Source organism: Vibrio sp. V10_P2A27P122 (assembly GCF_963874335.1).
Classification (GTDB): Bacteria; Pseudomonadota; Gammaproteobacteria; order Enterobacterales; family Vibrionaceae; genus Vibrio; species Vibrio anguillarum.
In genome coordinates, this window is record NZ_CAWNHY010000108.1 from 1 (window position 1) to 5,375 (window position 5,375).

At 42.7% G+C, this 5,375-nt stretch carries 8 protein-coding genes; all 8 read left to right on the forward strand.

Annotation, left to right across the window (positions count from 1 at the left end; all coding sequences use genetic code 11):
* Positions 1-26: 26 nt before the first annotated feature.
* Positions 27-542 carry a ClbS/DfsB family four-helix bundle protein gene (locus tag AACQ17_RS05595; protein WP_094167786.1) on the forward strand — a complete coding sequence of 172 codons (516 nt, stop codon included), beginning with the start codon at positions 27-29 and terminating at the stop codon, positions 540-542.
* 158 nt (positions 543-700) lie between these two features.
* Positions 701-1,378 (forward strand): hypothetical protein, encoded by a 678-nt coding sequence (locus AACQ17_RS05600; RefSeq protein ID WP_001076331.1) that lies wholly within the window; start codon positions 701-703, stop codon positions 1,376-1,378.
* A gap of 135 nt (positions 1,379-1,513) precedes the next feature.
* Entirely contained in the window at positions 1,514-2,029 is a 516-nt protein-coding gene (locus AACQ17_RS05605; RefSeq protein ID WP_055032198.1) for a lipocalin family protein, read from the forward strand.
* 201 nt (positions 2,030-2,230) lie between these two features.
* The gene (locus tag AACQ17_RS05610) at positions 2,231-2,386 is read left to right on the forward strand and encodes a hypothetical protein (protein WP_166537973.1); all 156 of its coding nucleotides are present in this window, start codon (positions 2,231-2,233) and stop codon (positions 2,384-2,386) included.
* Positions 2,387-2,394: 8 nt separating this feature from the next.
* Positions 2,395-2,904: a hypothetical protein gene (locus tag AACQ17_RS05615; RefSeq protein ID WP_094167783.1), complete on the forward strand. Its 510-nt coding sequence runs from the start codon at positions 2,395-2,397 to the stop codon at positions 2,902-2,904.
* A 155-nt stretch (positions 2,905-3,059) separates the two neighbouring features.
* Positions 3,060-3,530 (forward strand): GNAT family N-acetyltransferase, encoded by a 471-nt coding sequence (locus AACQ17_RS05620; protein WP_094167784.1) that lies wholly within the window; start codon positions 3,060-3,062, stop codon positions 3,528-3,530.
* A 653-nt stretch (positions 3,531-4,183) separates the two neighbouring features.
* Entirely contained in the window at positions 4,184-4,492 is a 309-nt protein-coding gene (locus AACQ17_RS05625; protein ID WP_004413754.1) for a transposase, read from the forward strand.
* A complete protein-coding gene (locus AACQ17_RS05630; protein WP_094147625.1) occupies positions 4,489-5,340 on the forward strand; it encodes an IS3 family transposase in 852 nt (283 codons plus the stop codon). The genes AACQ17_RS05625 and AACQ17_RS05630 overlap by 4 nt, the downstream gene beginning before the upstream one ends.
* Positions 5,341-5,375 lie beyond the last annotated feature (35 nt).

Consider the following 5,375-nt stretch of genomic DNA (forward strand, 5'->3'; position numbering starts at 1 on the left):
CGGGCGTTATGTGAATGGAGAAAATAATGTCTTCAGTTCCAGAATCAAAAGATGAGTTGCTCACAGCGATAAATTCTATATTCCCGAAACTTATGGACGACTATCGGAGCGTTCCAGCATCAATGGCACGTCAGTGTGAAATTGAGGGTAACGTAAAAGGAACACAAATTAGCGTTTGTGACACTGTCGCTTATCTTGTTGGTTGGGGAAACTTGGTTTTGAAATGGCACAGTTTGAAGTCTCAAGGTTTGCCAGTCGATTTTCCTGACACGGGTTATAAATGGAATCAGCTTGGATTGTTGGCAGTCAGTTTTCACGATCAGTACCGTGATTGGCAATACGAGGACTTACTTCAGGAGTTAGACTCAACAATAAACAAGCTTATCTTGTTAGTCACAAGTTTAAGCAATGAAGAATTGTATGAAACGACGTGGTATGAACAATGGACATTTGGTCGAATGATCCAGTTCAACACGTCATCACCAATGAAAAATATGCGAGCCAAAGTTAGGCGATTTAACAGAAACAACAAGCTTCGGTAGGCAATTCACATAACAAACGCCTCAAGAGGGACTGTCAACGCGCGGCGTTTCCAGTCCCAATGAGCCGCGGTGGTTGCCGTTGTTGTGTTTGAGTTTAGTGGCATGCGTTGCCAGCCCCTTAGGCGGGCGTTAGGTAAGTAAATCAGGAATCTTGGAATTTGAATCAAAGACAAAACCAGTTTTTGCACTATCTTGGAAATACTCTCTCTGAGCTAGAGTATCGACTTAATGAAATTCTAACTTTATGTAATAGGTCCACTGAACAATATCGAAATGGAAATTCTGAGCTAAAAGGTCAAGAGCTCAACTTTGCTTTTTCTGCATTCAGTGGTCAATTGCAGACTATAAAAGACGTATTGCCGGTAATATCTGGAAATGAAATTTCTTGGGCAATGCTCGGAGAAGTTAAGCATGCAAAATTTATCAAAGGCTGTCGTAATGCTATAACTCATGATGGCCAGCAAGTTATCAATATGTGGATAGAAGGAAAATATTACGTAGCATGTGACTTTTATCGAGTAACCTCTAAAGGTAGGGAGCTCATTATTGCTCCTTCTGAAGATATTGCTACCATCTGCATTGAGTTTACGTTAGGCCTCATCGACTTAGTTAAACAATGTTTAGATAGCTTAGTTTATGATTTAAGCGAGAGTCAGCCATTGTACGATGTTCGTTTTTATGACGCCGCTATCCGTCATCCTGCAATCGGAGATTCTGTTCGAAAAATGTACGTGGATGCAGATAAAAGTAATTTAGAGCAACCTGTTGACTTAACAACTGAACTAAATTCTAAAATTGATAAACTGCGCTTGATATGCACCTCAATACTTACCTAACAAACGCCTCAAGAGGGACTGTCAACGCGTGGCGTTTCCAGTCCCATTGAGCCGTGGTGATTACGGTTGTTGTGTTTAAGTTTAGTGTTATGCGTTGCCAGCCCCTTAGGCGGGCGTTAGGTATTTGGAGACATCATGAGAGCTATCTTTTTGATTCTTTGCGCTGTTTTATTGAATGGCTGCTTGGGCATGCCCGAATCAGTAAAACCAGTGTCGGATTTTGAACTGAACAACTATTTAGGCAAATGGTACGAGGTTGCTCGACTCGATCACTCCTTTGAAAGAGGTTTAAGTCAAGTTACTGCGGAATACCGAGCTCGAAATGATGGTGGTGTTTCGGTTCTTAATCGTGGTTATTCTGAAGAGAAAGGCGAGTGGAAAGAAGCGGAAGGCAAAGCTTACTTTGTGAATAGCTCAACAGACGGCTATCTGAAGGTTTCATTTTTTGGTCCGTTTTATGGCTCCTACGTAGTGTTTGAGTTAGACCGTGAAAACTACAGTTATGCTTTTGTGTCAGGTCCGAATACAGAATATCTGTGGTTACTTTCAAGAACACCGACTGTAGAACCAGGCATTCTGGACAAGTTTATTGAAATGTCGAAAGAGCGTGGTTTTGATACAAATCGGCTCATTTACGTTCAGCAGCAATAAATACCTAACAAACGCCTCAAGAGGGACTGTCAACGCGCGGCGTTTCCAGTCCCAATGAGCCGCGGTGGTTGCAGTTGTTGTGTTTGAGTTTTGTGGTAATGCGTTGTCAGCCCCTTAGGCGGGCGTTATGTGACTAATGCTGCTGTTGGTTGCTCGTTGTGCTAGTGTGCAGTAAAATCAAGTAAACGCTAGGAGGTTTATATGACTATAGATATCGTAAAAAGAGCAGCTGCTGCTCTAAAAAACAACAAAAAATCAGATGCATACGAGCTTTCCTCTGCTTTAAAGTCAAAGGTGTTGGCGAGGAAGATGACATCAAAAGAAATTAATGCTAACTATTCAAAAGCTAAGGGGTAAACTGTACAGTGTGGAATCATCGAATTTTTGAGCAAATAATTGAAGATGATAATGATTTTGTAGGAATGGTTGCATACTCAATCTATAAGCAAGAAAAAATAAAATGGATTAAGATGCAACATGAAAAGTCTGGTACATATCCAAGTGCTGAAGAAATTGATAAATATTTCCATAATTTTGCATCGACCGATGATGTCTTGAAACGATATAGAACTCAAGCTGAAAATATCGTGAATCGTTTTACTCAAGTCTCCCTTCTAGAAGAACTATCCGAGTACAAGAATCAAGTCCGAGATGAAGCAATCATTAATCTTGTTGAAGTTAAACTTTCTAAGAGCAAAATGCGCGCCATTGTTGAAAATGTCTTTTCTGGTTTAATCGCGTCTGGAATCACGCTACTGCTAAGTATTGCTTTATACCTCTATCAGAAAATGGAAGAAGAACAGGGCAAAACTCTAGCTGATAATGTGCCTGAACAGGTAATGAAGAAACTACCTAAATCTGTACAAACACCTTAACTTCGTCACATAACAAACGCTTCAAGAGGGACAGCCAACGCGCGGCATTTTGACTATGCGTTGGTTTTTGTGATTACGGTGTTATGCGGAAAGTGAGTAGTAGCGTTGGCTGCCCCTTAAGCGGGCGTTATGCGATTAGAAGGAATTATCGACTAATGTTGGAAATTGAAAGACTTAATGAATCACATATCAATGCACTTAAAAAAGTGAGCGTTGAAGATGAACAGTTAAGATTTGCTGGGACAGCAGAGGAATTTCTTCAAGATGGCAGTGATACAGCTCATCTCCATGTCATCAAGCATGATGGTTCAATTGTTGGCTTCTTCAAGTTGGACATTGCTTACTCCGAAAGTTATCAATTTTGTCCATCTGACGGGCTCGGTTTAAGATTTTTCGTTATAGACAAGTCGCAACAAGGCAAAGGCCTTGGGACGAAAGCGGTAAAAGCGCTGTTTGATTATCTGAAAAAGAGCTACCCAAGCTTTAAGAGTGTCCATCTGACAGTTAACTGTAAGAATCCAGCTGCAAGAGCTTGTTATCTTAAAGGCGGCTTTGAAGATAATGGTGAACAGTATTTGGGTGGTCCAGCTGGCCCACAACACATCATGCGTGGAAAAATCGCATAACAAACGCCTCAAGAGGGACTGCCAACGCGCGGCGTTTCTTGTCCCATTGAGCTGCGGTGGTTTCGGTTGTTGTGTTTGAGTTTAGTGGTAATGCGTTGCCAGCCCCTTAGGCGGGCGTTAGGCAAAGTGAGTTTTTATCAGCTAAAACGAGTTGAAATTGAGCAGTAAATGCCATGTTTTGTGGCTTAACTTAAGCAATAAATAATCATCACATATTTGCTGTTTCTTGATCGCGTTGGGTTGCTTTTCGTTGTGAGTTTAGCGGCAAAATAACCTTCAGCATCCAAACGTCCGCCGAGCATGCTACGCTCGTCACTTTTCTTCCAAATCGCTCAATTTGAGTTTTTTTGTTTCTTTTCTGATTGGGCATTTGGGTTTATAAATGAACGGTTTAGTTTGCTTAAACTTTACAAAAAGACTTGTTCTTGGGTTTTGAAAGCATTGTTGTCAATTGATTGGCCTAACAAACGGCTCAAGAGGGATTGCCAACGCGTGGCGGCTTTAGTGCAAAATTGAAGTTCAGTGTTTACAGTGTGTTTTTTAAGTTTGGCGGTGCGTTGTCAACCCCTTAGCCGGGCGTTATGTTTCCGAGTACCCCACGTTTAGTAGACACTTTGCTAAGTTAGATCTAGGGTCTAATTGAGAGGTGATTTATGGCTAAACATCGTAATCCAGCGTACACCGAAGAGTTCCGCAAAGAAGCAGTTCGTCTTGCCAGTCTTCCTGGCCGAACAGCTGTCTCCGTTGCCAAGGAGTTGGGCATCAGTGCCCAACAAATCCGGAACTGGAAGCGCCAGTTCACACGCCTATCTGATAAACAGTTTAACACCTTAGACGGTGTCGATTACTCGAAGAAAGAGTCCGAAGAGCTTCGAGCGCTTAGGCGCGAGAACAAGCGGCTTAAAGATGAAATGGAATTCCTAAAAAAGGTGTCGGCGTACTTCGCGAAGCAGCAAGAGTGAAGTACGAGTTCATTGAAAGTTATGCCGGTGAGTACTCGATTAGCCTAATGTGTCGTACTTTAGAAGTGAGTCGAGGTGGTTACTACAAATGGAGCCATCATACGCCGAGTGAGCGTTCAAAGCGGCGAGAGCGCTTTGAACAGCTAGTCATGTGTACCTTTGCTCAATATAGGGCACGTTACGGTTCAGTGCGGATAACCGAAGAGCTAAATGAAGCCGGTTATGCCTGCTGCGTGAACTATGTGGCTGATATCATGAAGGAGAAAGGTATCAGGGCACGGAATGGCAAAGGGTTTAAATACAGCAAGGATGTGGCCGCTATGATCAATGTAGCTGATAATTTACTGCGTAGAGACTTTGAGTCTGAGACACCGAATCAGAAGTGGGTCACGGACATCACGTATATCTGGGTGAAGAGCCGCTGGCTCTTCTTAGCAACAGTGATGGACTTGCATTCAAGGCGTATCGTGGGTTGGTCACTAGGGATAACGATGACGGTTGAGCTCATCACCAATGCCCTAAAAATGGCGTTTGAATCACGTAAGCCGCCTAAGGGCGTCATTATTCATTCGGACCGTGGTGTACAATACAGGGCATATAAATATCAAGACTTCATGCGTAAGCATGGAGGTGTACCGAGCATGAGTCGACAGGGTAACTGTTGGGATAATGCGGTGATGGAGTCGTTCTACAGTCGACTCAAAGTCGAACTGATATACGCAGAAGACTACCAAACTATCGAAGAAGCCCGAATGGGTATCTTCGAATACATCGAGGTATTTTACAATCGCAAAAGAAGACACTCAGCGTTGGGGCATGTCAGCCCAGTTGAGTACGAAAGTATGTAGTTATGTACTGTCTACTTTTTGTGGGGTACACCAGT